A 25,689-nucleotide genomic window follows, 5' to 3' on the forward strand; every position below is an offset into this window, starting at 1 on the left:
GACTGATACGGCCACCGGCGTCGTCACCGCCACCGTCGCCGACCCCACCCATCCCAGCGGCGAGAACCGGGACCAGATGGCCCAGCGCGTCGCCGCCTTCATCGCCAACGTCGTCTGAGAGGATCCCATGGGCGGAGTATTGACCGTCGACCAAGCGTCCTACCTGCCGAATGCCCGCGCCTTCCGCGCCCCCGTCGAGGACGGGTTGCTCGCCCTTGGCTTTCCGGGTGGCGGCGCCGACCAGACCGTGCGCAACCTGGCCCGCGGCGGCCTCGCCGACGGCGCCATCGTGGGCACGCCCACCTTCAGTCCCTTCTGGGCGAGCTTCGATGGCCCCAACAGCGCGCTCGAGCTGCCGCAGGTCGACCTGGCGGTGGCCTCCTACGCGGTGGTGGCCCGCTCGACCACGGCGAACACCTCGCAGTCGAGCCAGCCCATCTTCATGGGCACCTTCAACGGCAGCGGCGCAGCGGCAGGCTCGACGCTCTACGTCACCAGCACGACCGTGATCCGCGGCAATGCGGCGACCACGGACGGCAGCACGACGCAGGGCCATACGATCGACGTCGCGGCGACGCCCGGCAACTGGAACTTCCTCGGCTTCGACTTCGACAATGCCGCGCAGGCGATCCGGAACATGACGACCGGCGCGAAGACCAGCGGGAACCATGCCGGCGGCTTCAACGCCCGTGTCATCAACGGCAAGAACATTCGGGTCGGCGCCGGCTACGCCAGCTTTGCCGGCGACTGCGACGTGTTCTTCTATGCCCTCTATAACCGCCGGCTCAGCGACAACGAGTGGGCAGCGCTGTACAGCCGCATCAAAGCCATCGCGGCGGGTCTGTCCTCGCCGATCGCGATCTAATCCTCGTCTTCGATCCAGCTCGCGTAGGACGGGATCGGGAGCCACGCCATGATGGCGTCGGCCTCTATCTCATTGCCGAAGACGGTGTCTTCCCAGACGTCGTTGCTGAACACGGCGACGATCGGGGCGGGCGTCTCGCCCACTGTAATCGCGAGGAGGAGAACCTCTCGTCCGTCTCGCTGCTCGGCCGGCATCGCGCCATAGCCGAGCCTTTCACCTGCCGCTGTCGGGCAGGCCTCCTGCGCTTCCACCACGTTGTTCATTATCGTTGTCCAAAGCCTTTAAGGCACGTGGACTACTTCGCCGGCTTAGCCGCTGTCCAGACAACTTTTGGCGAAGGTGGCTTTCTGGCGTGCTTCACCCCGCCGCAGGGGTATTCGACGATCTTCGTCATCTCGCAGCAACCGTGCTCAATCGTCCTTGTGGCGCGCCGCTGACGAGTAAAATTTAACAAAGGCGAAGATCAAAACGAAAACGATCAATATGAATACCGGGATCACAAGAGAGTTCCCAGACATCGTGGCCTCCAATATCCCGTCGATACCGCCCTGCAAAGCTCGTCAGTCCCGTGTAGCGCCATCCACCGGGACTACAATAGCCAACCGAACCTGACCAGCGGGTTCCGGTCTGTTGTCGAGCGGGCGCGCCGGATATCGCTCGCCCGAGAACGCCGTCACCATCAGAGCCAAATAGATGCTGGCGGCGGCGAGAACCGCCGCAGCGACGATCGCGATCCACACCCACTTGTCGCCCCGATCGTGCATCGCGCCACGCCCTCTTCGTCGCCCGATTCCCGCAGCCTCACCCTCGCATTCTGACCAGCGCCTGCCCAGCCGGCGGGCGCTTCCGCTTGGAGATTCCTGACCATGAACACGCTGGAGATTCAGCGCGCGCTGACTGCGCGCGGGTTTGACCCTGGGCCGTTGGACGGTTTGTGGGGCACGAAGACCAGGGCGGCCGTCGTCGCCTTTCAGCGCTCGGCCGGTCTCTATCCGGACGGCATCGTCGGGCCCAAGACGACGATGGCGCTCGAGGTGCCGTGGCCGCCGGCAAATGCCAACGACCCCGCGCCGGCCCGCCAGTCCTCGTCCGCGATCGGCCTCGCCGCCCTGATCAGCCGGGAAGGGCGCAAGCTGGCCGCCTATCGCGACAGCGTCGGCATCTGGACGATCGGCATCGGCCACACTGCCGCTGCTGGCGCGCCGGTGCCCTATAGCGGCCTGAAGATCACGGCCGCCGAGTGCGATGCCATCTTCGCTCGCGACATCGTCAAGTACGAGGACACCGTGCGCGACGTGATCAACGTCACGCTCGCCGACCACGAGTTCGATGCACTCGCCAGCATTTGCTACAACATTGGGCAGGGCGGCTTCGCGGGTTCGACCTTCGTCAAGCGCGTCAACGCCGGCGCCTCCGCCGCGCAGATCCGGTCGGCCATCCTGAGCTGGAAGAAGCCGGCGGAGATCAAGAGCCGCCGCACGGCCGAGGCCGACCAGTTCGCGACGCCGTACAGCGTCCGCCTGCCCAAGGGCCGCTCGACCGACGCCGCGCCGATCAAGCTGGCGGCGATCAGCGCGGCTGCCTGATAGGCCTAGGAGGCTCTGCTTGGCCCGTCGGGTTCCTTGAACCCCTCGATGCCCTCGGGCCGGTCGCCCATCCCATGACTGGTAATGCCAACGAGAGCTGCCTCGCGGCTCGGGTAGGGACCCAGCATGGGCTTCCCTTCTTCGGTGGCACCCCACCAGCCGGGGGCGATCCCCAACTCGTGGGCTTGGTCATCAACAATCTGCACAGGCTTGAACATGGCATCCCAATTCGGTGTGCCGGTAGAAGCCTTGCGCACGTCGCGAAGTTCCCCGCGGCCGAGCTGAGATGTCCAGACGCCCGTTCAGTGGGCGCGAGGACCGGCCGCCGGCAAGTCCGCCGTCGCGGACAGAATAGAGCGCGCGATAGCAGCGGCGCGTTCCCTCGGAAGGAACAATGCGAGTGATCGCTCGGTCGCGACCGCAGAGCGCTCTTGCTCCGCGCTCGGCTCAACTAGATGCAGTCGCAAAGCTACCAACCCCCCGGTGGCGAAGCTGTCACCCCTTATCACGAACCAAGTGCCGAGTTCGTCTTGGCTCTGTTCGCTATCCGACATTGAAAATCTCCTCGCGAGCGGCGTGAAGACCCGACGACCCCGCAAAGTTCCAGCAAGCCTAAGACCCAGGAGCACATCCATGAAACTTCTTGTCCTCGCGGCCACAGCCGCGTGCGCGCTGGCGCTCGCCGCGTGCAACCCCGCCAAGCTCGATGCCTCGGTGTCGAGCACGGCCAGCAAGGCCGCAGCGGCCTGCCCCTATGTCCTGGCCGGGATGGCGATCGCCGCCACCACCGGCAACGCCAAGATCCAGCAGGTCGCCGCCCAGGTCGCGCCCGCGGTCATCGCCAGCTGCACCGCGCTCCAGGCCGGCAAGGTCGTCGACGTGCAGTCGGCCGGCGCAGCCATCCTCAACGCCTACGCGAGCCTGCTCGCCGCCGGCGCGATCAAGGCCTGACACCTATCCGCATCGGAGCAAACCATGGACATCAACAGCATCCTCCAGGGCCTGCGTTACCTGCTGCTTGCCGCTGGCGCCGTCCTCGTGCAGCGCGGCGTAACCGACGACGCCACCGTGCAATGGGTGATCGGCGGCGTGCTCGCCATCGTACCGGTGCTGTGGGGCTTCTGGGCTCAGCGGCCAACCGCCAAGATTGCCACCGTGGCGGCGTTGCCCCAGGTCAATCAGGTCGTCGTGAGTTCCGCGCAGACGGCGCTTGCCGTGAAGAAGGCGGACCCGGCGGCGCCGGTCAGCGTCGGCCCGCCCGGCGCCTGACCATGATCGTCGTCCGCCGCATGGTCGTCGATCTCGGCAAGCACTTTGCCGTGCGAGCGTCCGAATGGGGGCTCGCCGGCATGGCTGCCGGGTACGGCGTTGCCTTGCTCTGGCCGGGCGACACCTTCGGTACCAGCCCGTCCTACAGCTTCATGGCGGCGATCGCCAACGAATCGACCTGGGGCCTCGCTGCGCTGACGATCGGGCTGATCCGGCTGACGGCCCTCTTCATCAACGGCACCTATCGCAGGTCGCCGCTCATCCGCGCCGGCACGGCGTTTCTCTGCGTCGACTTGTGGACCGCTATCGCTCTTGGCCTATCGGCGGGCGACGCTCGTGCGCCCGCCACCGGCCTGGCCATCTATCCCGTGCTCGCGGCGCTCGACATCTGGAATGTGTATCGGTCGATGCGGGACGGGGGCGAGCATGGCGGGCGTACCTGATCCGGGTGATACCCTCTCGTGGGGGCAGGTTGCAGCAGCCATCTTCACGTTCGTGGCCGCGGTCATCGCCGCGCTCGCCGGCAAGCTGAAGAGCGAGGCGCCGCCCAAGCCCAGGCCGATCGAAGCCGACAACATCGTCCTCGCCGGTGCGGCTATCGCCGACACCAAGCCGATCCGGGAACTCGGTGCCGCGGTCCTGGCGCTCGCGGAGAAGAACCAGCGCATGGCTGTGGCTGCCGAGCGGCAGGCAGTCGCGCTCGAGGCAATGGCTGCGCACACCGAGCGCGCGGCCAACGCTCAGGAGGCAGTGGCCAAGGCGCACGACGAGATGCGCGAGATGGGCGAACGATGGATCGAGAAGCAGGAGGAGCGCTACATCCGCTCGCTCGAGGGCCAGCTGTCAGCCGCACGCAAGTCCTGATCTAGCCAGGCGCGCCGCGTCAGTTCCCCCCGCAGCTTGTCGCGCAGGGCGATCTGCTTGGCCTGGATCGCCTTGAGCTCCTTGACGATGCTCTTGGCGAAGGCCGGGTTCTGGCCGCGCATTTCCAGGTCGGCGATGAGCTCGCGCTGTCGCACCAGTTGAACTTCGCCGGCCGCGATGTCGGCCTCGAGTTCATCGAGCATATGCTGGATGTTTGGCAAGGAACGTCTCCCATGGCCATCAGGCGGGAGCACGCTTGGTCTCGCAGCCGCGGCGCCCGGGAATCCCCATGCCGACGATGATCTTGATTTAGGGCGGTCGGCACGGATGTCGAGTCCGGCCGCCTCCAGTTTCGCGCCGCCCGGCGCGTCCGAAGCCCCGAGAGGGGCAGCCCTCCTTGGGCGATTCCTCCCTGGACTGGCCCCGCCGGCTTCGCGCTGGCGGGGCCTTTTTGCGTTTCAAGGGAAGTGCCACGCTTGGTCAGCGCTCAAATCGGTTGCTCCTCAGCTATCTCGCCGCTAAAGCAAACAGCGGGTCAGTGACAAAAAAGTCGCATACGCGTTTCAGGTTGGGTGGAATCGTGCCTATGTATGTAGTGATCGCCGCTCATGCGGCTCAATCTGGCCGGAGGAGAGGCGCCACTCGCGCTGGTACCCAATGAGCTTCGCGTATGTCCCATAGCGAGAATTTTTTCCCAGATAGTGAGCGAGTGCTTTATTTGCAGTCGCCTCTTTCAGAGGTGATCTGTCAGCTCCGGTTTCCTCCTATCCTGAGGGTTGAAAGCCAGATTCCGGCTGACTTCCAGGACCGAGTTCGAGCCCAGTTCCCCTTGTTTGAGCAACAGCAGGGAGGAGGCCTCGACAAGCTTCCGAAAGAGGTTCGATCGCTGATCGGGGCCGCCGTAGCCCAACCGGTCGTCTATTCGTTTGGCTCAGAGGATGGCGCGAGCCTCCTAACCCTGTCCCGCGACTCGCTTGCCCTCACTTCGCGGAATTATCGTCGGTGGGAAGATTTTCGGGATCTCATCTCTCAAGCGATTTCGGCCCTGGTTGAGCTATACCAGCCGGCGCACTTCACCCGGGTAGGGCTCCGCTACCGGAATTTCGTGTTTCCGGAGAAGGTCGGGTTTGCTGCTGGAGAGTGGCACAAGCTTCTAGGCCCAGCTCTTCGCGGCGAACTTGCCGCAGACTTCGGCGGGGCCGTTGTCGAAGAGGCTAGACGTGTTTTGCGTCTCCGCTCGACCGGGTCAGATAGCGAGGGGATCCTGTTGCAGCACGGTATCGCAAACGATCAAGAGTTTGGCGAGGCCTCTTATCTAATCGACGTGGACGTCTATACCGATCGTAAGGTGACCACCAATGAGCCACTATCTATCCTTGCCCGCTTTAACTACCACGCCGGAAGGGCATTCCGCTGGTCCATTTCTAACGAGCTTCACGAAGCCCTCGGCCCTCAACAGCATTCTCACACTCCAGAATGATATTCTGGAGAGCCGAGAGGCTGCGTTCAAGGCTAAGATTGAGATAACGGTTGGGAGTCCGCGTGATTTTTCGGTAGACACAGCTTATCAGGTAGCTTGCATAATGCTGGTCATGAGGCTCTCCGGTCATCCACTTAGGGAGGCGTTTCATGAGCTCCGCGAGATTTGCGACTTCAATTATCATGACGAGACTTCTTCGCGAACAATAGCGCCACCTCCAAAGCGGCGGCCTGCGAAAATTTTGCGGCGCGTGGAGGCGCCTTCGATCGAACTGCCTGAATAGATCCAAAGCCGATGACGCAACCAAATCCGCCGCAGCTCCCCGTAGAACTGGCAGTCTCTACGAGGCCGATAATATATAGTAAGTCAAGCGGTGGAGCAGAGCTTCGACAGGGCGAAATAATATCTAACATTATAAGCTACAACTATGACTCGTCGTCTGAGGGTGTCGTAGAGATCAGGCACGCCTATGCCATAGTTATTTCGCAGGACTGCGATTTGCTCTGGGACTACCAGAATAGGGCAGACGGCAAGCTGGGAGAGCTATCGTGTGTGTTGCTGGCGCATGCGGAGGTTATTTCCCCTGAATGGAGGAAGGAGGCCGGGGGTAGGGATATATGGAAGAGGATTATTCAAAACAAGGATGAGAGATATCATGCGTTAGAATCTGTATCGAGCGATACAGATCTGAATGGCGATGGCATTCCTGATTTGGTTGTTGACTTCAAAGGCGTTTTTACTATACCGACGACTGAAATATATATACAAATTAATGAGGGCGAGGGGCGGAGAAGGTCAGTTCTGGAAATGCCTTATCGCGAGCATTTTCAATCTAGGTTGGCCTTCTACCTTCAACGAGTTTCGCTCCCCGACCAGCACAAGATCACGTCGGCATCGACCTCAGCATAACTCATCCCTCCTTCCCGCTCCCCCCGCCAGCCAGTCGTGCGAGACGCCAAGCCCGTCGGCGATCGAAATGATGTCGGCATAGGGCGGCAGCTGGATGCCGCGGTACCAAGCGCGAGCGTCGACCGGCGCGCGGTTCGGCCAGTTCACACGGCACCTCAACCAGGTGACGCAATCGCGTTCCGAGGTGCTCGGCCATCATGGCAACATCGATGTCGCGGAAGCCGCGGCGGCGGGCTAAGAGCCCTTGGGCAAACTATTCGCGGTCGCGGTAAGCCAACAGCCGCAGCGCGTTGAATACTACGACCAATGTTGAGCCTTCATGCACGGCCACCGCAGGGCCGATGCCCAAGCCGAGAATCGTGGCCGGCACGAGGAGCGCAACCACGCCGAGGCTCACGAAGACGTTCTGGAGGATGATCGCGCGAGTGGTCCTGCTGAGGCCCACCGCGAACGGCAGGTGTCTCAGGTCATCCGCCATCAGCGCGACATCCGCGGTCTCGATCGCCACGTCAGAGCCGGCCGCGCCCATGGCGATCCCCACTGTGGCGTTCGCCATGGCCGGGGCATCGTTCACACCGTCACCGACCATGGCGACCTTGCCCTGGTCCCGGAGCCGCCGGATCGCCGCAACCTTGTCCTCGGGCATCAGATCGCCCCAGGCCTCGTCGAGGCCCACGTCCTCCGCGATTGCCTCGACGACCATCTGGTGATCGCCCGAGATCATGATCAATCTCTCGATACCTAGCTCACGCAAGCGGGCCAGCGCCTCGGACGCAGCTTTCCGAGGAGTGTCCATCAACCCGATCACGCCGAGGTCGCGCCGGCCGTGTCGCACGGCCATGGTCGTCCGACCGCGGGCGCGCAGCTTGTCGATAGCGGCCGCCGATGCATCGCTCAACGGCGCGATGCCATCCTTGCCGAACATTTCGGCTTTTCCGATCAAGACCACCTTCCCGTCGAACGTTCCGGTCACCCCGCGCCCCGTCATAGCCTGCACGTCCTCTGCTGTGGGGATCATTTCACTCCCAAGCCGCCGCCGGCCGTCCCGTGCGATGGCCGTCGCGAGAGGGTGGTCGCTCAGCGATTCCACCGCCACGGCGACGGTGAGCAGCTCCTGCTCCCGCACCCCCTTGGCCGGGACCACGTCGGTCATGCGAGGCCGGCCCTCCGTCAGCGTGCCGGTCTTGTCGAACGCGATGGCGCTGAGTGACCCCAGGTTCTCAAGCGGCGCGCCGCCCTTGACCAGCACACCGCGTTGCGCCGCGCGCGCGACGCCCGAAAGAATCGCGCTTGGGGTCGCGATGGCCAGGGCGCAGGGGCTTGCCGCAACCAGGACGGCCATCGAGCGATAGAAGCTGGCTGAAACCGGCTCGTCGTTGACCACCCATGCGAACAGAAGCAGGATTGCGAGGGTGATCACGGCAGGCACAAAGACCCGCTCGAATTTCTCAGTAAAGCGCTGGGTCGGCGATTTCTGCGTCTGGGCCTCGCTCACCATCTTCACGACCTTGGCCAGGGTCGACTCGGACGATAGCCGGGTGACCTCGACGTCAATCGCACCTGCGCCATTGATGGTTCCCGCGAACACGCGGGAATCCGCACTCACTGCGTCCGGCCTGGCGCGTGCCGCCGCGACGTCCGGCACCGGATGCTTGTCGACGGGAATACTCTCACCCGTGACCGGCGCTTGGTCAATGCTGGATGCGCCCTTGACCAGAAAGCCATCGGTCGGAAGCCGCTCGTTGGGACGGACGAGGACCACATCGCCGATTTTCAATTCCTCGACGGGTACTTCCTCGCTCCGGGCGGCGCGGCGAACGACGGCCGTGGGTGGGGCGAGCTTCGCCAGAGCCTCGATCGCCTGTCTGGCGCGCCCCATCGCGTAATGCTCGAGAGAGTGGCCGAGGCTAAACAGGAACAGGAGCAGGGCGCCCTCCGCCCAGGCACCTAGGAAGGCTGCGCCGGCCGCGGCAACCAGCATCAAGGTATCGATTTCAAACCGGCCGACCCTCAGGTTCGCGACCGCCTCACGCACCGTGTAGAAGCCACCAAACACGTACGCCGCCACGAAGCAGGCGGTCGGCACCCAGGCCGGCGCCGTCGCGGCTAGCTTTTCGACCCCGAAGCCGATCGCCAGCAAAGCGCCACTGGCCAGGGAGAAAACAAGCTCGGTATTGGCTCCGAAGACGACGCCGCGCACGTGTTCTCCACCCTCTCCTCCGCGCCCGCCAGTCGTCCCATGATCGTGAGTGTGGGATCTCTCTTCGGCCGCCGGGGCCGACTTCGACGCGGTGCTGATCTTCATAGCCTATCTTCCTCAACCCCGGTCAGAGCTGTCATCGCACTTGAATGCACTTACCTCTGGCCTCTCCGTTGATCGGTCTCAGCCAACCCGTCCTGACGGCCTTCTGCACAGTGCACGTAGCTATCCTGCCTTGAGTCTCTGATAGTCGTCTCCCCGGCGCTGCCTGGGAGCTTGCGGATCCGACTTGGCTCGTGGACGCCCGAGAAACACGTTCCGCGTTCCGACCTGATGATGTGGCCGGTCTCGGTCGCCATGGCCGGCACCGCCGTGGCTCCGAGGAGGACAAGAAAAGCACCTAAAATGCTGCACGCGAACGGCGCGCGAGGGGAGACCCTGCCGTTGCGCAGTGCGGCACGCTTAACGCGTGAATCGATGAACATGCTCTATTTCCTTAGCGGACCGAAGCGGTCTAGGCAGGCCAGATCAGGCCACAAAGGGAAACACCGCTGATCTATGCTGCTGCTCTCGGCGTAGAAAGTGACGATGTCAGCATATTTACATTTGAAACCTGCGTTTGCGACTTTCCGAATCTGACATAGAGCGCCGGTAGCACTAGGAGGGTCAGCAGCGTTGCGCTGATGAGGCCGCCGATCACCACGGTCGCGAGCGGCCTCTGCACCTCGGCGCCGGTGCCGGTCGCCAGCGCCATCGGCACGAATCCGAGCGAGGCGACCAGCGCGGTCATGGCCACGGGCCGTAATCTGGTCATGGCGCCGTCGAAGATCGCCTCCCGTTTGGACATGCCCTGAGACAGAAGCTGCTTGATGAAGGTCAGCATGACTAGCCCGTTGAGCACCGCCACGCCGGACAGCGCGATGAACCCCACAGCCGCCGGAACCGACATCGGCATGCCCCGCAACCAGAGCGCCGCGATGCCGCCAGTCAGCGCGAGTGGCACGGCGCTGAACACGAGGAGTGCGTCCCGCGGCGACCCGAGCGCGGAGTAGAGCAGGAGGAAGATCAGAAAGAAGCAGGCAGGCACAACGATCATGAGCCGCTGCTTCGCAGAGGCCAGATTCTCGAACTGCCCGCCCCAAGTCACGTAGTAGCCGGTGGGCAGCTTCACCTTCTCCGCCGTCTTCGCCTGCGCCTCGGCGACCACGGAGCCAATGTCGCGCCCGCGCACGTTGGAGGTGACGACCACTCGGCGCTTTCCGTTCTCGCGGCTGATTTGGTTCGGGCCTTCCGCGACAATGAAGCTGGCGACCTGCTTCAGAGGCACGGAGGCGATTCGTCCGTTGGTGCCGGGCGGCAGCGGTACCGGGATGTTCTCGAGGTCTTCGCGGCTCTCGCGCACACCGTCGGCGAGGCGTATGACAATCGGGAACCGCCGATCACCCTCGAACACGACGCCGGCTTCTCGGCCGCCGATGGCGGCGCCGATCACCTCCTGGATGGCGGCATTGCTCAAGCCGAGCCGCGAAGCTTCGGCCTTGTTAATCTTGATCTCGAGAACGGGCAGGCCGGAGGTCTGCTCCACCTTGACGTCCTCGGCCCCTGGGATGCCGCGCAGAATCGTGGCGATCTCGTCCGCCGCGTTCGTCATCGGCTCGAACTCTTCGCCGAAGACCTTGACGGCAAGGTCGCCCCGCGAGCCCGCGATGAGCTCGTTGAACCTGAGCTGGATCGGTTGGGAGAACTCGAAGACATTGCCGGCGAGCTTTGAGACCGCCGCCTCAATCTGGTCCTGAAGCTCGACCTTCGTCAGCTTGGGATCCGGCCATTCCTCCTGCGGCTTCAGAACGACGAAGGTATCGGAGGCATTTGGCGGCATCGGATCGGACGCGACTTCGGCCGTTCCGGTCTTGGAAAATACGAAGGCGACCTGCGGAAACTTGGCGACCGCCTGCTCGACCTTCAGCTGCATCGCGGCGGACTGGGTCAGCGAAGTCGAGGGAATGCGAAGCGCGTTCATCGCGATGTTCTTCTCGTCGAGCGTCGGCATGAACTCGGCTCCGAGCTGGGTGGCCAGCCACCCAGCTCCCGCGAGCAGCAGGGCCGCGCCGAACACGAAGGTCAGAGGCGCGGCGATCGCGCGACGCAGCGCCGGCCGGTAGGCGCCCTTGAAGGCCCGCACTATGCGATTGTCCTTCTCATCGACGCGCCCCGTGATGAAGATTGCGATGGCCGCGGGCACGAACGTCAGCGACAGGACGAACGCCGCCGCCAGCGCGATGATGACGGTGAGCGCCATCGGATTGAACATCTTGCCCTCCACGCCGGTGAAGGTCAGGAGCGGCACGTAGACCAGGATGATGATGGCTTGCCCGTAGAGCGAGGGCTTGATCATCTCCTCGGCGGAGGCGCGCACCGTTTCCAGCCGTTCCCCGTTGTCGAGCTTGCGTCCGAGCGCCTGCTGCCGTTCGGCGAGATGGCGCAAAGAATTCTCGGCAATGATGACCGCGCCGTCCACGATGAGACCGAAATCGAGCGCGCCGAGGCTCATGAGGTTCGCCGAGATCTGAGCCTCAACCATGCCCGTCATGGTCATCAGCATGGCGAGCGGAATGACCATTGCCGTGATAATGGCGGCCCTTACATTGCCGAGCAGAAGAAAGAGGATGAGGATAACGAGCGCGGCGCCCTCGATCAGGTTCTTGGCGACGGTCTTCACAGTCGCCTCCACAAGGCGCGTGCGGTCGAGCAGCGTCTGCACCACGATGCCAGGCGGCAGCGACTTGCGGATCTCGTTCATCCTTGCGTCGACGGCTGCCGCAACCGTCCGGCTGTTCGAGCCGATCAGCATCAACGCGGTGCCGACCACTGCCTCGCTGCCGTTCTCGCTTGCCGCCCCAGTCCGAAGGTCGCGTCCGATGCGCACATCGGCAATGTCTTTGATGTGCACGGGCACGCCGCCCCGGGTTGCGACCACGACATTGCCAATCTCGTCCATGCTCTCGAGCCGGCCCGGCGAGCGCACGACATAACCTTCGCCGTTGTCCTCGAGATAGCGAGCGCCCTGATTGGCATTGTTCGCCTCGAGCGCGCGGGCGACGTCGCCGAACGACAAGTCGAGCGAGGCCAGTACCGCGGGGCGCGGCTGGACGTGATATTGCTTCTCGTATCCGCCGATGGTGTCGACGCCGGCGACGCCCGGCACCGTGCGGAGCTGCGGACCGATCACCCAGTCCTCAATCGTGCGCAGATAGGCGGTTTGCTCCAGCGCGGTGCGGAGCAGCTGCCCTTCCGGGGTGAGATAGCTACCGTCAGACTGCCAGCCTGGCTTGCCTTCCTCGACCTTGGCCTTGTCCGCACGCTCGGCGTACCGGACGGACCACATGTAGATTTCACCCAGGCCCGTGGAGATCGGACCCATGTGTGGCTCCACGCCTGCCGGCATGGCCGCCTTGACCGTGTCCAGCCGCTCGGAGATCTGCTGGCGGGCGAAATAGATGTCGAGCTTCTCGTCGAAGACGGCCGTCACCTGGGAAAAGCCGTTGCGCGACAGCGAGCGCGTGTATTCCAGGCCCTTGATGCCTGCCAGCGCCATCTCGACCGGATAGGTGACCTGCTTCTCAATGTCGAACGGGGAGAGCGAGGGTGCCAGCGTGTTGATCTGGACCTGGTTGTTGGTGATGTCCGGGACCGCGTCTATGGGCAACTTGGTCAGGGAATAGACGCCGAAGGCCGCTGCCAGCAGCGACAGCAGCAGCACCAGCCACCGCTGCTGGACGGAGAATGCGAGGACGCGCGCGATCATGTCTTTCATCCGCCTGCTAGTGCGCGTGCTCGGCTTCGCCCTTGCCGAGCTCGGCCTTGAGCAGGAAGGTGTTGGCAACGGCGATTTCCTCGCCCGGCTTGAGGCCGGCGCTGATCTCGACCAGCCCGTCGTCCGACTTCCCGGCTTGAACCTCGCGCACTTCGAAGCCGGTTTCCGTGCGGATGAAGACGACCTTCTTTCCCCCGATCGTCTGGAGCGCCTGCTTGGGGACAAGTGCCTTCACCTTGTCCCGGCCGGAATGCACTTCGGCGGTAACATAGGTGCCTGGACGCCAGTTGAAATCGGGGTTCGGCAACGCCGCGATGACCCGTGCCGACCGCGTCTCGGCGTTCAGCAGCGGGCTGACGAAGATAACCTTGCCGCTCGCCCGCTCCCTCGAGTGGTCGCTCTGGCTCGCGGCAACGGTGACACGCGCGCCTTCCTTGACCTTGTCGAGTTCTGACGTGGGCACCGCCAGATCGACCCAGACGGTCGACAGATCGGCGACTGTATAGAGATCAGGCGGATCGCCCTCCTTGCCGACGGCGGCGCCGACGTCGACTTTGCGTTCGACGATGCGGCCGGCGATGGGCGAGCGCAGGTCGTACTGGCGCAGAGTCGACGCATTTGGCGTCAACTCGTCCTGCTTGGCCAGCTTCGCCACAGTCCCCGCATCCAGTCCGAGGGCTGACAACTTCTGCCGAGCAAGGTCTTGGCGGAGCCTCGCTTCCGCGTAGACCGCCTTGGCGTTGAGAAAGTTGGATTCCGCCGATATCCTTTTGTCCCAGAGGGCCTGTTGGCGATCGTAGTTGGTCTTTTCCAAGTCGGCCTTCACGGAAGCCGTCAGGTATTCACTCTTCGCATCAGCGACTTCGCGGCTGTCGAGCACCGCCACGATCTCGCCCTTCTCGACACGGTCGCCGAGGCGCTTTCGCATTTCGGCGACGGTGCCGACGACCCGAGCCGGAACGCGCGCGATGCGATCGGCATCGGGGACAATGGTCCCGGGCACTTTGATGTGCTGAGATATTTCGCCCGCCTCCACGCGGCCGATTTCGATTCCTTCGCTTGCGATCTGGTCGGTCGTGAGTTTTACATGGCCTTCCTCGCCCTCCTCCTCGGAATGTTCATGGTCTTCGCCGGGCGCTTCTGGCCGCGATGCCTGCGCCCCCTCGCCCCGCATCCCCGGGGACGTATTGGCTTCAGTTTTTGCCGTGGCGAGGGTCGGATTCGGCTCGGCCGGCGAGCCAGCGCCGGCACCTCCATCCCAGGACAAGAGAAAGATCGCGAAGAAGAACAGAAGGCGACCGCTTAACATTTCATCTCGCTCGGAGAGCGCTCGGCGTGCGAGGCGCAGGGGAGGATGTCGCGCCGAAAGAGATCTCTGTTTGTCTCTTCCCGACAATGACTCAAAAAACGCCTGCGCCAGCTGGAGGACTGGAGCAGGCAAGTTGATTGCCCGCCGAATGCGAGCAATTTTGTCATGCCCGCTCCGGCTCGGAGACCGGAGCGGGCATGTCACGGTGCAAGGGGGGCCACCATCGCACGCGCGAACTCAAAAATTGCGGGAGTACTCACGGCGAACCGAGGATTAAGCCGACGGCCACGGCGAGTGCAACGAAGATGAGGAGGAGCGGCATCATTGGCTTGCCGCTCTTTATGTCTGTGCAACGACCTATCTATCGCTCTGTCTTCTTGCCGCGACCGTGATTGTGGCCATCGGATTCCGAATGCGCGGACTTGCCGTCCTCGGATTTCTCCTGCGCCTGGCTGACGCGAAGACCCACACTTCCGCTCGAAGGATCCATCGATTCGAGCGGTGTTTCGCTGTGCCCAACGCGCGCCACTGCAGCAGAGCCGCATGCAGCGGACATGCTAGTGGCAAGGACGAAAAGGAGAGGACGATACATGCTTAAAATCCCGATGCCGCAGAGCCGGTGTCGGCTTCGCGAGAAGAGATATCAGTGTCGTTTGTCTGACGCTCGGCTCGTTCGTGACAAAGTGTGTCAGGGGTGACGGGGAAGGGTGAACTGCGCCCTCAGGCCGCCTTCGGGCCGCGTGGTGAGCGTGACCGTGCTGCCCTCTGTTTCTATGGCGTGGCGCGCGATGGTCAGCCCCAGGCCGGTGCCTCCGCTGCTGCGGTTGCGCGAGGTCTCTAAGCGCACGAACGGTTCAAAGACCCGCTCGACGTCCTCCGCCGCGAGCCCCGGGCCGTCATCATCGACCCTGATCACAAGGGCTTCGTCGTGGGGCTCGAGCGCAAGTCGAGCGCGCAACCCGTATCGCACGGCGTTGTCGGCCAGATTGATCACCGCTCGCCGCAGGGCAACAGGCCGGACCCTGGCCACCGCCCGTGTCGGCCCCTGATAGGCCACGTCGTGCCCGGAATCGGCCATCGCATCCGCGATGCTGATGATCAGGCTGGCCACGTTGATGACCTGCTGTGCCTCGGGGTTCGAGTCGCCCCGCAGATAGGCCAGGGTCGTGTCGATCATCGTGAGCATGTCGTCGAGATCGCGCATCATCGACGCCCGGCGATCTTCCTCCGGCAGGTCATCGATTTGCAGTCGCAGGCGCGCGATCGGCGTCCGCAGGTCATGGGAGACGGCGGCCAATGCCTGGGTCCGTTCGCCGACCAACGATCGGATGCGCTCCTGCATGGCGTTGAGCGAGCGCCCGATGTTTCGCGTCTCCTCGGGGCCGATCTCGGGGACGAGTACGGGCCTCTCCCGTCCGATCCGATCGGCCGCTTGGTTGAGCACACGCAAGGGGCGGGCGATGCGATGCACGAGGCCGACAGCGGCCAGGCCGACGAGGATCGTCATCACCGTCGACAGGAACACCCAGGGACCGAGAAGAGCGAGACGTGGCGAATGAGCTGAGCGAAACGTCAGGAAGCTGCCGTCCGACAGCGCGACGGCCCCGCGCAGATCTTGCTGGTGAAGCGCATCGGCCGGTCCCTCCATCGACAGAGCAAGCCCAGCGCCCAGCCCCGGTTCAAGGGTTAGAACGCGCGTGCGCAGGGCCCGCAAGGCCGCATTTGCGTGTTCATCGTGTCCGACGGGCGTGTTGGCCGCCCAGCCGATCTCGAAATGCGGCGAAGAAAGCGCACGTGCCTCGCCAGCCCGTTCCGCCGGCGACCGCCGCAACATGGCCTCCCGAGCGATGGCGAGTTGGGTGGCGACCTGCTGTGCGAAGGCTTCGTCCGCCGACGCGATCGCCGATCGGCGGTAGAGCAGCAGCAGTCCGGCGTGGACAAGGATGATCGCCAGCAGGAGCACCGCTACTGTGCGTCCCTCGAGGCTGCGGGCTGCTTGGAGCCAGCGCCTCATCCGCGTTCAACCCGGCCAGTTAGGATATAGCCGGAGCCGCGCACCGTTTTGATCAAGGGCGGCATTTCTTCCGGAGGTTCGAGCTTTCTGCGGAGCCGGCTGACGAGGGTGTCGACGCTCCGATCGGACGGCGAAGCCAGCCGTGCCCGACTCATCTCCAGTATCTGGTCGCGCGTCAGGACGCGGCCGGCGTGCTCAAGGAAAACCAGGAGCAGATCATATTCCGCACCAGACAGATCAACGCTGACCGCTGTCGGGTCGAGCAGGGTACGGCTGCGCAGGTCCAGCCTCCATCCTGAGAATACGAGAACCTCGGGGCGGGATGGCGCGGAGGGCCGCGGCGCTATGCCGGCCCGCCGAAGCACGGCCCTTACCCGCGCGAGAAGCTCGGGCCGGCCGAACGGCTTAGCGATGTAGTCGTCAGCGCCCAGTTCGAGGCCCAGAACCCTGTCGGCTTCTTCGCTGCGCGCACTGAGCATAATCACCGGCACCGTACTCCGCAGGCGGACTGCTTGCAAAAGGTCGACGCCGGAGGCTCCGGGCAGCATCACATCCAGCAACACGAGGTCAACCTCGATGCTGCCCGGAAAGTGGCTTAGCATCTCAGCGCCGCTGCGGCAGGCCGTCACACGATAGCCGCTTTCCCGCAGCGCCCGGCTGACGAGCAGGCGCATGCCGTCATCATCTTCGACGATGAGAATGTGTGGCCCGTCGAACCTGAGGGCGCCGTTTGCGTGATTCACCGAATGCTCCTCTCGCGGCGAAATATTCTCATTGAAGGTAGCCAGCTTGCCCGCGATTTGCAGGCGCTCGAGCTGGTCAGCGCGGCGCCGAAATTCGCGCGCGGATCACACCATGAGCAATATCGTGCGGCGTCGCGCCAGCGGTGCCCTTTTTGCGTTTGGGGCGGCCTTCTCCAACAGCCAACGCTGCTTCACCCCGCCCCCGTCGATAGCCAGTCGCGCTTCACCTCCCGCCGCTCGGCGCGCGTGATGATATAGGGCGGCGGCCGGGTTCCGCAGATGCTCGGTTCATCTCTGATTGCGCGCCAAGTGGCAGGCCTCGACCCTTGACCAGCGTATAAACGGCCGGGATCACGATCAGGGTCAGCACCGTCGACGAAACCATCCCTCCGATCATCGGCACGGCGATGCGCTGCATCACCTCCGAGCCGGCCCCCGTGCTCCAGAGGATCGGCAGCAGGCCGGCCATGATGGCGACGACAGTCATGATCTTGGGGCGCACCCGCTCGACGGCGCCGATCATGATCGCCTGTCGAAGATCGCCTCGGGTGAACGGTTGTCCGGCCGCCGCACGGGCGGCTTGCACGTCGGCGAGAGCATGGTCGAGGTAGACCAGCATGATCACGCCGGTTTCCGCAGCCACGCCCGCCAGTGCGACGAACCCGACCGCGACCGCCACGGATAGGTTGAAGCCCATCCACCAGAGCAGCCAGACACCACCGACCAGTGCAAACGGCAGTGACAGCATCACGATCAGCGTTTCCGTCAGCCGCCCGAAATTCAGGTAGAGCAGCAGAAAGATCACCAGCAACGTCAGGGGCACCACGATGCGCAGGCGCGCCTCGGCGCGCTCCAGGTACTCGAATTGGCCACTCCACTGGACGCTCGTTCCTGGCGGCAGCTCGACCTTGCTTGCCACCGCAGCGCGGGCTTCGTCCACGTAGCCGCCCAGGTCGCGGCCGGAGATGTCGACGAAGATGTAGACCGCCAACCGTCCGTTCTCGGTGCGGATCGAGGTCGGGCCGCGGCTCAGCTGGATCTGGGCGACCTCGCCCAGGGGCACCGTGCCACCGGATGCCAGCGGCACTTGGACGTCATGGGCGATCGCCTCGGGATCGGCGCGGAAGGCGCGCGGATAGCGCACGTTGACGCTGTAGCGCTCGCGGCCTTCGATCGCGGTGGTGACACTCTCGCCGCCGAGAGCCATGGCGATCACATCCTGGACATCGCCGACCATCAGACCATAGCGGCCCAGAGCTTCGCGGTCGGGAGTGATGTCAAGAAAGTAGCCGCCGATCACGCGCTCGGCGTAGGCGCTCGTCGTGCCCGGCACGGCGCGCACCACCGCTTCGACCTGGCGTGCAGCCCTTTCCATCTCGCTGAGATCCGGCCCGAAGATCTTGATGCCCACCGGGGTGCGAATCCCCGTCGACAGCATATCGATGCGCGCGCGGATCGGCTGGGTCCAGGCGTTCGACACGCCTGGAAATTGTAGCGCGGCATCCATCTCTGCCTTGAGGCCGGCGAGCGTCACGCCCGGGCGCCATTCGGACTTCGGCTTCAGGTTGATGATCGTCTCGAACATCTCGGTCGGCGCCGGGTCGGTCGCGGTCGCCGCCCGCCCGGCCTTGCCGTAGACCGAGGCAACCTCGGGAAAGCTCTTGATGATCCGGTCTTGGGTGGCCAGGAGCTCGGCCGCCTTGGTGATCGAAATCCCCGGCAGGGTCGTGGGCATGTACATCAACGCGCCCTCGTCGAGCTCGGGCATGAACTCCGAGCCCAGCTGGCGCGCTGGCCACGCCGTCGCGATGAGCACGGCCAGGGCCGCCAGGATCGTCACCCCCCGGGCCTGCAGCACGCCGCGGATCACTGGCCGATACAGGAAGATCAGCAGGCGATTGAGGGGATTCTTGTGCTCCGGCACGATCCGGCCGCGCACGAAGAGCACCATCAGCGCTGGCACCAGCGTGACGGACAGGAGGGCGGCGGAGGCCATGGCGAAGGTCTTGGTATAGGCCAGTGGCCCGAAGAGGCGGCCCTCCTGGCTCTCCAGGGTGAAGATCGGCAGGAACGAGACTGTGATCACCAGCAAGCTGAAGAACAGCGCCGGCCCGACCTCGCGGGCCGCCCCGATCAGGATCTCGACCCGCGGCGTATCCGGCGGCGCCCGCTCCAGGCGCTTGTGTGCGTTCTCGATCATCACGATGGCGGCGTCGATCATCGCGCCGACCGCGATGGCGATGCCGCCCAGGCTCATGATGTTGGCGCCGATGCCCAGAAAGCGCATGGCGCCTAGCGCCATCAGGATTCCGACCGGCAGCATCAGGATCGCCACGAGAGCGCTGCGGAGGTGTAGCAGAAACACGACGCAGACCAGGGCGACGATCAGGCTCTCTTCGATGAGGGTGCCCTTCAGGGTCTCGATCGCGGCGTCGATCAACTGCGATCGATCGTAGACGGGAACGATCTCCGTGCCCGCCGGCAGGCTGGCAGCGATCTCGGCCAAGCGTTGCTTCGCGCTGTCGATGACACTGAGGGCGTTGGCGCCGAAGCGCTGCAGGATGATGCCGCCGGCCACTTCGCCATCGCCGTTGAGTTCGGCCAGGCCGCGGCGTTCGTCCGGACCCAGCTCAACCCGCGCCACATCGCGGATGCGGAGCGGCGTGCCACCGTCCGTTCTCAGGACGATGCTTTCGAGATCGGCCACACCTCTGACGTAGCCGCGCCCGCGCACCATGAACTCGAACTCGGAGAGCTCGACGGTTCGGCCGCCCACATCCGTGTTGCTGGCGCGGATCGCGTCGCGCAGCTTGCTGAGCGAAATGCCGTGCGCACGCAGACGATTGGGGTCGACGACGACGCTGTACTGCTTGACGAAGCCGCCCACGCTGGCGACCTCGGCCACGCCGTCCGCGCGCGAGGCGGCGAAGCGCACGACCCAGTCCTGGAGCGCGCGCAGCTCGGCCAGCGTGCGTTGTTTTGCGACAATGACGTATTGGTAGACCCAGCCGACGCCGGTCGCGTCCGGCCCGAGTGTCGGCGTGACCGTGGCCGGCAGGCGCCCGGCGGCGGTGCTCAGATATTCGAGCACGCGTGAACGCGCCCAGTAAGGGTCCGTCCCGTCCTCGAAGATCACGTAGACGAACGAGACCCCGAAGAAGGAGAACCCCCGCACGACTTTCGACCTTGGAACCGTCAGCATGGCGGTCGTCAGCGGATAGGTGACCTGGTCCTCGACCACCTGCGGCGCCTGGCCGGGGTATTCCGTGTAGACGATCGTCTGCACGTCCGAGAGATCGGGAATGGCGTCCAGCGGCAGGGTGCGCCAAGCGTAGAGGCCCGCCGCGACCGCTAGTACCGTGCCGATCAGCACCAGGACAAGGTTGTGGGCGGACCAGCCGATCAGGCGAGCGATCATCGGGTGGCCGCCCGCGTCGACGCCGGCTGCGCCGCCAGGCTCCGCAGGGCCGCCTTGAGATTGCTCTCGGCGTCGAGCAGGAAGTTCGCCGAGGTGACTACCCGATCGCCGGCCGCTATGCCGGAGCGGATCTCGACGAACCCGTTGCCACGGGACCCCATCTGCACCTCACGCTGGGCGAAGCGGCCGTCGCCCTCGTCAAGAAGGACGACCTGGCGCACACCGGTGTCGATCACGGCATCGTCGGGCACGGCGACGACGGGAGAGCCCGGGCCCGTGGCGATCTCCACGTCGGCGTACATGTCGGGCAGCAGCGCCCCGTCGGGGTTGGGCAACTCGACCCGCACGCGCGCCGTGCGCGTATCCTTGTTCACCTGCGGGTAGATCATGCTGATCTTGCTGGCGAAGGCGCGGCCGGGCAGGGCGCGCACGCGCACCGTGACCGGCTGCCCGGCCTGAACGCTGCCCATCTCGTGCTCGGGCACGTCGGCCAGCACCCACAGGACCGAGACATCGCCGATGCGAAACAGCGCATCTCCGGCGGCGGCCTTCATGCCTTCGATCGCTGTGCGCTCGAGGATCACGCCGTCGCGCGGGGCGGACCAGGTAACGGCCATCGGCACTTTGCGGGTGCGCTCGATGTCAGTGATGGCATCGGCAGGGACGTTGAGGTTTTGGAGGCGGCGCCGCGAGCCGTCGAATCCGGGGTTGGCGATGAGCTGGGCGGCCGCCGCGTTGATCTCCGGCGAGTATACGTCCACGAGCGGCTGATCGCGGCGAACCCGGTCCCCGGTCGTCACGTTTGCGACGCGGTTGACGAAGGCTTCGGCGCGCGTCGCGACCACCGTCACGCGTCGCTCATCCAGCTGAAGCGTGCCGGGCACGCGAACCGGGCGGCTGATCACCCGGAGGGTGACCGGTTCCGACCGGACGCCCGTGCGCTGGACCTTGCCCGGCGAGATCTTGACGGTCGGACCGTCGCTGTCCTCGCCCTCGTACACGGGCAGGTAGTCCATGCCCATGCTATCCTTCTTGGGTACCGGTGAGGTGTCCGGCAGCCCCATCGGGTTGCGGTAGTAGAGGACGCGCCTTGCATCTCCCGCGGTCGGTCCGGCGGACGGCGTGTCGGCCGCCCGGCCCTCCTCGGCGGGCTCGAACGAGGCATCCTCGGCGGAGTGGACCGCTCGGAAGTCTCGGCCGTCAGCCGTCCGCCTGGGGCGAAGGCTGTAGGTCGGTCGCCCGTCTGGATGCTGGTAGTAAATCACCGGCCCGCGGGGTATCGGGGCGGCTGGCGTTTCATGGCCCGCCGGTCGGCCGGTGGTGATCAGGGCGCGCATGTAGGCGGGCATATCCGTGAGCGGGGAGCCCTGCTGCCCCAGACCGTAGCCGATGCCCCCCGCCCCCAGCGCGGCGAGCGTCCCCGCCAGCCAAGCTGACCGAGTCATTTGGTAGCCTTGAGCACCAGCTTGTTCTCAAGTGTGCCGGTCTCGCCCTGGATTTTGGCACCGAGGGAGAGCCGCCAGCCGCCGGCCATGGTGAGCTTAGCTTTGAAGCGGTAGATCCCGGGCTCCGGCGACGGAAGCTGCTCGATTCTGGAGGTCATCGTCTCCATGTCGTCGGGCGCCATGTCGATGCGCTTGGCAAAGATCACGGCATCCGGAACCGGCTGCCCCGTGCGCTTGTCGACGAGGCGGACATCGAGGGTCGCCTCGCCCTGCCTCACCTCATCCTTGACCAGCTTGAACTCATAGTCGTTGATCCCGGCCCAGGCCGTCCCGGCCAAGGCAAGGCTCGTAAGCGCGGCCAGGGCGGCGCGCTTGATCGTGTTCGTCATCCAATCTCTCCTGAACGCGAGGGACCGCGCGCGGACGCGCGGAATCAACCGGCAGGGATGCCGGCAGCGTCGGGTTCAGGCTCGGGGAGGTTCGGGTGGAGGCGGCTGGGTGAGGCTGCGCAACAGCGGGTCTCCCGCCCAACTCAACGGTTGAGCCACCGCGAGGCGGACCGGTATGCCGAGGCCCCCCGGAAGAGCGGGTGCCACCTTGGCCACACACAGTGCGGCGAGCGGACAATCCTTCTGGCAGTCCGGCATCACCGGTTCGGCGGGCGGGCAGCAGGGCATGTCGTCGATGGCTAGCAGCGCCGATCCATCCGCGCTGGCTTCAGGATGATGAGTCGAGCTGGCGTCGGGGGGATGGGCCAAGGCCACAGACCCGCCAGCCGGCGACATGGAAGCCGACGCTGGAGACAGGGCCAAGCTGGCGACTGCGAAGATCGCCAGCAGCCACCGAGAGGCACGCCAGATGGTCACGGCATCATGTATGGCACAAACGCAGCCCTCGCGGAAGGTAACCGTGTCAGCGCGAGCATCGCTGTTGGTCGTGCTTAGAGACGCGTCAGTGCCCCGGCGCCAGCGCTCGCCACTCCCAGGGCGGCAGGAAGTCGGCCGCCCACATGCCGGCCTTGGCGGCCCGGGCCTCGGCCTCCTCTGGGGCGTACTCGTGGCTGTCGCGCACGGAGGCGAGGGCCTGCCCGGCTCGATTGTGTCGCCGTCGTGACGCTTGTCCGACGACTAGGCCATCATCGGCGGCGAGGGCTGGCGCTGCGAACAGGAGAAGAGCGAGGCTCTGCTCCAAGGCGAGTTCCGCTGTGCAGGCGGCGAGGCCTTTTCGTGCAACATAGCGTGCAACATTCGCGCGCCAGGGGCCGAAAAAATTAAGCCAATTCAATGGGGGAGGGGGCTTGCGCCACATAATTGGCGGAGACGGAGGGATTCGAACCCTCGAAGCCCCTTTCGAGGCTTGCTCATTTAGCAAACGAGTGCCTTCAGCCGCTCGGCCACGTCTCCAAGAGCGAGAAGCCATAATGAGCCGACGGGTCGCGGTCAACGCCAATCCGTTGTCGTCGACAGCTTCATTGACGCGGTGAAGCTCGGGCCCAGGCGCGCGTGCCGCCTGGGGCAAGCCGGATTCAACGGCGTCGGCTGCCTGCCCGCGCTGGGGCTCCGAACCCGCGGGACGAGGATCAGGCGATCCGATGGCTCCGGCAGGGGGAGCGCAGCGCACCATCGCACACCGGCGCGGCCATTCGCTGAGCGCAGCACTCGGCGCGGCACGGTGGCGGCTCAATTGGACCGGCGGGAGGCTGTCGGCCGTCTCGCCCCCGCCTCAGCGGGCCGCGCAGGTGCGCCTGCGCGCGGCTCGCGCCGCCGCCGCGCGAATCGGGCAGGGCGGCCGCGCCCGGCGTCGTGCTTGCGGGCGTCCGCAACAACAAGGCCGATGCACGCGCCGCTCTCCCGGTCCTTAGCGCGTCCAGCTCCGCAAGCGCGGCCTCGCCTCGCGGCGCTTGCCACTGCCGCACCAGATCTGAGCTGGCTCGGTCAAGCACGTTTGCTGATCGATGCGGACACCATGCGCACTCCGATGAGTCGACACCGTCGAGACTCAGGTAAGCAGTCGGTTTCGACAGGTTGTTCAGCTAAATTCATCGGAAGATCGACCACGTATATTCCGCATTTAGCAGAATTTGAGGTCGATCGTGAGAAAGTTTATTTTTAAATGTACGGGAAAATGCTTGCAATCAGCTGAGGGTCGGGCATGATTGGGGCTCCGGTTGATTGACCTCTGCCGGAGACCCCGCTGCATCTTTTCGAGGGGATGCAGCTAAGCCTATCAAGCGCCACGTTTGTGGCGCTTCTTTTTTTGGCTGAACGGCTGCCGGACCGGGCGGCACCATCCGCTCAACGTGTTGGCTTGCACCGCTGGCGGCTAGGTCCTTCCCCGCGCGGTCGCGCGCGAGCGCGTACAATATGGAGCAAGGTATCGCTCTCGCGCCGCCGACAAGGAAAAGCCCCGGCCTTTCGGCCGGGGCTTCGTGATCGTAACGTCAGGCGTGCCGGCGCTTAGAAGGTGCGGTCGATACGGAAGCGCGTCAGCCAGTTGTCGTCGAAGCTGACGGTCTTGCCCGTGAGCGAGCCGTACTTGTTGTTGTCGACCACGCGGCCCTTCGGGTCGACGCGTTCGTAGAGCACCTCGAGGCCGATATCGAGGTCCTTGACCGGGGACCACACGAGATTGGCGAGGGCGACCATCTCGTTGAAGCTCTTGAAGGCGATATTGGTCGAGCCCGCGGCAGCCGAGGCGGCCGTCACGACGCCTGCCGAGTTGGCGTAGAGGTTACCCAGCGGGCCGGCCGTGCGGGCCGAACCCGGGTACTCGAGATTGCCGTAGGTGAAGACGAAGCCCGACCGCCACTGCGGCGCCCAGTAGTGCAGGAAGGCAGCGGCCACCGACCACGAACGGGTCAGCTTGATGTCGCCGCTGTTCGGGTCGACATAGCCGTCGAGCTTGTAGGCGCCGAACCGGGCGCCGCCGCCAGGCCCGCCTTCGATGGCGCTGTCGCGGCCGATCGGGCCGTCGACGCCGGTGTAGGACATGGCGCCGCGGGCGTAAGCTGCCTGCAGCCACAGCGCGTCACCCGGCGCCAGGAACGGCAGGTTGAACTTCACGCCGCCCTGGACGGCGTAGCCGTAGGCCGCCTCGGGCCGCTGCGGGTAGACACCCGCTGCCGCAACGGTTGCCGGAGTAACCAGGACGCCGGCGTTGTTGTAGACGCCGAGGTTGTTGTAGCCGCCGATGGAGACCTGGTGCACGGCGGCCGAAATCTGGGCCGAGCCCCAGCTCTGGTCGACGCGCAGGTTGGCGACGAAGTCCGGCAGCTGCTGGCGCTGGGAGATGTCGACGTTGGCAAAGCCGATGCGATCGCCGGCCGCGTTGAACAGGTAGACCGGCGAGCCGTAGGTGCAGCCGTTGACGCCGCCGTTGGTGCACAGCGCCGCCAGCGAGGGCGTGATGTTGCCGACGTTGGACTGGCTGAAGGTGAGGTTGGCGCCGGGGATCGCGCTCTGCGGGTTGACCGAGAACAGCGGGTTGCGACGGAACGAGGGATCTTCCGCCGACACCGTGGCGCTCCAGCCGCCACCGAACTGGTAGGTGTAGGCCAGAAGGTTGGTGTAGGAGACGTTCGAGGTGATCGAGAAGTTGGTCAGCTCGATGTCGGTGACGTAGAAGTCGTAGAACGACGAGGCGCGACCGGCGGTGAGGCCGGCGAACTGGATGAACGCCTTGTCGACCTCGACGTACTTGTACGAGCGGTTGTAGGTGTCGATGCCCGTGGCGTTGAACGAGCTCGGGCCGTAGTTGCGCAGGGTGCCGGAGGC

At 65.0% G+C, this 25,689-nt stretch carries 21 protein-coding genes and 1 tRNA gene; 9 read left to right on the forward strand and 13 right to left on the reverse strand.

Annotation, left to right across the window (positions count from 1 at the left end):
* Nucleotides 1–127: 127 nt before the first annotated feature.
* On the forward strand, nt 128–865 hold the full coding sequence (locus tag IEW34_RS14405) for a hypothetical protein (RefSeq protein ID WP_188609912.1): 738 nt from the start codon (nt 128–130) through the stop codon (nt 863–865).
* Here IEW34_RS14405 and IEW34_RS14410 read toward each other — a convergent pair.
* Nucleotides 862–1,128: a hypothetical protein gene (locus tag IEW34_RS14410; protein WP_188609913.1), complete on the reverse strand. Its 267-nt coding sequence runs from the start codon at nt 1,126–1,128 to the stop codon at nt 862–864. The genes IEW34_RS14405 and IEW34_RS14410 overlap by 4 nt on opposite strands.
* Before the next feature lie 297 nt (nt 1,129–1,425).
* Nucleotides 1,426–1,629 (reverse strand): hypothetical protein, encoded by a 204-nt coding sequence (locus tag IEW34_RS14415; protein ID WP_188609914.1) that lies wholly within the window; start codon nt 1,627–1,629, stop codon nt 1,426–1,428.
* A 102-nt stretch (nt 1,630–1,731) separates the two neighbouring features.
* On the opposite strand from IEW34_RS14415, the gene IEW34_RS14420 reads away from it, so the two are divergent.
* From IEW34_RS14420 to IEW34_RS14440, 5 genes are all read left to right on the forward strand, one after another.
* On the forward strand, nt 1,732–2,451 hold the full coding sequence (locus IEW34_RS14420) for a glycoside hydrolase family protein (protein WP_188609915.1): 720 nt from the start codon (nt 1,732–1,734) through the stop codon (nt 2,449–2,451).
* A gap of 633 nt (nt 2,452–3,084) precedes the next feature.
* Nucleotides 3,085–3,402, forward strand: a complete 318-nt coding sequence (locus IEW34_RS14425) for a hypothetical protein (RefSeq protein WP_188609916.1) — start codon at nt 3,085–3,087, stop codon at nt 3,400–3,402.
* A gap of 24 nt (nt 3,403–3,426) precedes the next feature.
* The gene (locus IEW34_RS14430) at nt 3,427–3,720 is read left to right on the forward strand and encodes a Pam3-gp28 family putative phage holin (RefSeq protein ID WP_188609917.1); all 294 of its coding nucleotides are present in this window, start codon (nt 3,427–3,429) and stop codon (nt 3,718–3,720) included.
* Nucleotides 3,721–3,722: 2 nt separating this feature from the next.
* Nucleotides 3,723–4,163, forward strand: a complete 441-nt coding sequence (locus IEW34_RS14435) for a hypothetical protein (protein ID WP_188609918.1) — start codon at nt 3,723–3,725, stop codon at nt 4,161–4,163.
* Entirely contained in the window at nt 4,147–4,584 is a 438-nt protein-coding gene (locus IEW34_RS14440) for a hypothetical protein (protein ID WP_188609919.1), read from the forward strand. The genes IEW34_RS14435 and IEW34_RS14440 overlap by 17 nt, the downstream gene beginning before the upstream one ends.
* Here IEW34_RS14440 and IEW34_RS14445 read toward each other — a convergent pair.
* A complete protein-coding gene (locus IEW34_RS14445; protein WP_188609920.1) occupies nt 4,536–4,805 on the reverse strand; it encodes a hypothetical protein in 270 nt (89 codons plus the stop codon). The genes IEW34_RS14440 and IEW34_RS14445 overlap by 49 nt on opposite strands.
* Before the next feature lie 449 nt (nt 4,806–5,254).
* Between IEW34_RS14445 and IEW34_RS14450 the strand changes: the two genes are divergently transcribed.
* From IEW34_RS14450 to IEW34_RS14460, 3 genes are all read left to right on the forward strand, one after another.
* On the forward strand, nt 5,255–6,064 hold the full coding sequence (locus tag IEW34_RS14450) for a TIGR04255 family protein (protein WP_188609921.1): 810 nt from the start codon (nt 5,255–5,257) through the stop codon (nt 6,062–6,064).
* A gap of 294 nt (nt 6,065–6,358) precedes the next feature.
* Complete coding sequence (locus IEW34_RS14455) at nt 6,359–6,973, forward strand: hypothetical protein (RefSeq protein ID WP_188609922.1); 615 nt, start codon at nt 6,359–6,361, stop codon at nt 6,971–6,973.
* Nucleotides 6,974–7,067: 94 nt separating this feature from the next.
* Entirely contained in the window at nt 7,068–7,211 is a 144-nt protein-coding gene (locus IEW34_RS14460) for a hypothetical protein (RefSeq protein ID WP_188609923.1), read from the forward strand.
* Nucleotides 7,212–7,226: 15 nt separating this feature from the next.
* Here IEW34_RS14460 and IEW34_RS14465 read toward each other — a convergent pair whose 3' ends face one another.
* From IEW34_RS14465 to IEW34_RS14510, 10 genes are all read right to left on the reverse strand, one after another.
* The gene (locus IEW34_RS14465; RefSeq protein ID WP_188609924.1) at nt 7,227–9,278 is read right to left on the reverse strand and encodes a heavy metal translocating P-type ATPase; all 2,052 of its coding nucleotides are present in this window, start codon (nt 9,276–9,278) and stop codon (nt 7,227–7,229) included.
* Nucleotides 9,279–9,729: 451 nt separating this feature from the next.
* Complete coding sequence (locus IEW34_RS14470) at nt 9,730–12,978, reverse strand: efflux RND transporter permease subunit (RefSeq protein WP_188610278.1); 3,249 nt, start codon at nt 12,976–12,978, stop codon at nt 9,730–9,732.
* Nucleotides 12,979–12,994: 16 nt separating this feature from the next.
* A complete protein-coding gene (locus IEW34_RS14475) occupies nt 12,995–14,296 on the reverse strand; it encodes an efflux RND transporter periplasmic adaptor subunit (protein WP_188609925.1) in 1,302 nt (433 codons plus the stop codon).
* 688 nt (nt 14,297–14,984) lie between these two features.
* Nucleotides 14,985–16,259: an ATP-binding protein gene (locus IEW34_RS14480; RefSeq protein WP_244641986.1), complete on the reverse strand. Its 1,275-nt coding sequence runs from the start codon at nt 16,257–16,259 to the stop codon at nt 14,985–14,987.
* A 47-nt stretch (nt 16,260–16,306) separates the two neighbouring features.
* Nucleotides 16,307–17,053 (reverse strand): response regulator transcription factor, encoded by a 747-nt coding sequence (locus IEW34_RS14485; RefSeq protein WP_280516292.1) that lies wholly within the window; start codon nt 17,051–17,053, stop codon nt 16,307–16,309.
* A 223-nt stretch (nt 17,054–17,276) separates the two neighbouring features.
* Entirely contained in the window at nt 17,277–20,471 is a 3,195-nt protein-coding gene (locus tag IEW34_RS14490; protein ID WP_188609927.1) for an efflux RND transporter permease subunit, read from the reverse strand.
* Nucleotides 20,468–21,916 carry an efflux RND transporter periplasmic adaptor subunit gene (locus IEW34_RS14495; protein WP_188609928.1) on the reverse strand — a complete coding sequence of 483 codons (1,449 nt, stop codon included), beginning with the start codon at nt 21,914–21,916 and terminating at the stop codon, nt 20,468–20,470. The genes IEW34_RS14490 and IEW34_RS14495 overlap by 4 nt, the downstream gene beginning before the upstream one ends.
* Nucleotides 21,913–22,305: a FixH family protein gene (locus IEW34_RS14500; protein ID WP_188609929.1), complete on the reverse strand. Its 393-nt coding sequence runs from the start codon at nt 22,303–22,305 to the stop codon at nt 21,913–21,915. Before IEW34_RS14500 ends, IEW34_RS14495 begins: the two co-directional genes overlap by 4 nt.
* Nucleotides 22,306–23,227: 922 nt before the next feature.
* Nucleotides 23,228–23,319, reverse strand: a tRNA-Ser gene (locus IEW34_RS14505).
* Between the two features lie 1,053 nt (nt 23,320–24,372).
* A partial coding sequence (locus IEW34_RS14510) for a porin (protein ID WP_188609930.1) occupies nt 24,373–25,689 on the reverse strand: 1,317 nt, incomplete at its 5' end.

This window comes from Chelatococcus reniformis (genome assembly GCF_014640075.1).
GTDB lineage: Bacteria > Pseudomonadota > Alphaproteobacteria > Rhizobiales > Beijerinckiaceae > Camelimonas > Camelimonas reniformis.

Bases quoted from the DNA above. Each gene is read 5' to 3' on its own strand.
- IEW34_RS14490 (WP_188609927.1), bottom strand. From the start codon at position 20,471: ATGATCGCTCGCCTGATCGGCTGGTCCGCCCACAACCTTGTCCTGGTG.
- IEW34_RS14495 (WP_188609928.1), bottom strand. From the start codon at position 21,916: ATGACTCGGTCAGCTTGGCTGGCGGGGACGCTCGCCGCGCTGGGGGCG.
- IEW34_RS14450 (WP_188609921.1), top strand. From the start codon at position 5,255: ATGTCCCATAGCGAGAATTTTTTCCCAGATAGTGAGCGAGTGCTTTAT.
- IEW34_RS14440 (WP_188609919.1), top strand. From the start codon at position 4,147: ATGGCGGGCGTACCTGATCCGGGTGATACCCTCTCGTGGGGGCAGGTT.
- IEW34_RS14465 (WP_188609924.1), bottom strand. From the start codon at position 9,278: ATGAAGATCAGCACCGCGTCGAAGTCGGCCCCGGCGGCCGAAGAGAGA.
- IEW34_RS14405 (WP_188609912.1), top strand. From the start codon at position 128: ATGGGCGGAGTATTGACCGTCGACCAAGCGTCCTACCTGCCGAATGCC.
- IEW34_RS14470 (WP_188610278.1), bottom strand. From the start codon at position 12,978: ATGATCGCGCGCGTCCTCGCATTCTCCGTCCAGCAGCGGTGGCTGGTG.
- IEW34_RS14500 (WP_188609929.1), bottom strand. From the start codon at position 22,305: ATGACGAACACGATCAAGCGCGCCGCCCTGGCCGCGCTTACGAGCCTT.
- IEW34_RS14475 (WP_188609925.1), bottom strand. From the start codon at position 14,296: ATGTTAAGCGGTCGCCTTCTGTTCTTCTTCGCGATCTTTCTCTTGTCC.
- IEW34_RS14425 (WP_188609916.1), top strand. From the start codon at position 3,085: ATGAAACTTCTTGTCCTCGCGGCCACAGCCGCGTGCGCGCTGGCGCTC.
- IEW34_RS14410 (WP_188609913.1), bottom strand. From the start codon at position 1,128: ATGAACAACGTGGTGGAAGCGCAGGAGGCCTGCCCGACAGCGGCAGGT.
- IEW34_RS14415 (WP_188609914.1), bottom strand. From the start codon at position 1,629: ATGCACGATCGGGGCGACAAGTGGGTGTGGATCGCGATCGTCGCTGCG.
- IEW34_RS14430 (WP_188609917.1), top strand. From the start codon at position 3,427: ATGGACATCAACAGCATCCTCCAGGGCCTGCGTTACCTGCTGCTTGCC.
- IEW34_RS14460 (WP_188609923.1), top strand. From the start codon at position 7,068: ATGCCGCGGTACCAAGCGCGAGCGTCGACCGGCGCGCGGTTCGGCCAG.
- IEW34_RS14435 (WP_188609918.1), top strand. From the start codon at position 3,723: ATGATCGTCGTCCGCCGCATGGTCGTCGATCTCGGCAAGCACTTTGCC.
- IEW34_RS14455 (WP_188609922.1), top strand. From the start codon at position 6,359: ATGACGCAACCAAATCCGCCGCAGCTCCCCGTAGAACTGGCAGTCTCT.
- IEW34_RS14420 (WP_188609915.1), top strand. From the start codon at position 1,732: ATGAACACGCTGGAGATTCAGCGCGCGCTGACTGCGCGCGGGTTTGAC.